Source organism: Variovorax sp. M-6 (assembly GCF_052114385.1).
Taxonomy (GTDB): Bacteria; Pseudomonadota; Gammaproteobacteria; order Burkholderiales; family Burkholderiaceae_C; genus Variovorax.
Map to the genome: position 1 here is coordinate 1 of NZ_JBFREQ010000114.1, position 638 is coordinate 638.

The 638-nt window shown below is 61.3% G+C and carries 1 protein-coding gene; it reads right to left on the reverse strand.

Going from position 1 to position 638, the window contains the following annotated elements; all coding sequences use genetic code 11:
* A partial coding sequence (locus AB4Z46_RS35385; protein ID WP_442288219.1) for a transposase occupies positions 1–581 on the reverse strand: 581 nt, incomplete at its 3' end.
* Positions 582–638 lie beyond the last annotated feature (57 nt).

Sequence of the window (638 nt, forward strand, 5' to 3'; positions counted from 1 at the left end):
CTGAGATGCTGCAACAGCTCCTTCTTCAACGCCCCGCGGGCTTGAATGAACAGGCTACGGTAGATGGTCTCGTGGGACACGTGGGAGGTCTCGTCGCTCGGGTAAGTATGCTTGAGCCAACCGGCAATCTGCTCCGGAGACCATTGCAGTCGGAGCTTCTCCGTGACGATGCGCGCCAGGTCCCGCTTCTCAGCCAGCCTGCAGCGCTTGGGCCGACGAGCCCGATCCCAGGCTGCCTGGTCGGCCTGGGTCGCTCGATAGCATCCCGGACCACCGTTGCGCCTGATCTCGCGGCTGATGGTGGATGGCGCTCGCCCGAGGATCAACGCGATCGAGCGAATCGAGAACCCAGCCGCCATGGCACGTGAGATCTCCTCGCGCTCGGCCAGCGTCAGCGCCCTCGAGGAACGAGTTCGCTGCGGCGGTCGAATGCCGCCCGTACGGGACAAAATCTTTTGTACGGACGTGTGTGCCCGATTGAACAGTTGAGCAATCTGATGCAGGGTCCATCCCTGCCTCCATCGCTCCCACATCAATGCCTTCTGGCTGTCTGTGTAGTAGGTTCGCGTCCGGTAAGCCATCTGCAACACTCCTTCTGCCTACGGCAGTCATCAGTGTGTTGCATCGACCGGTTGAAT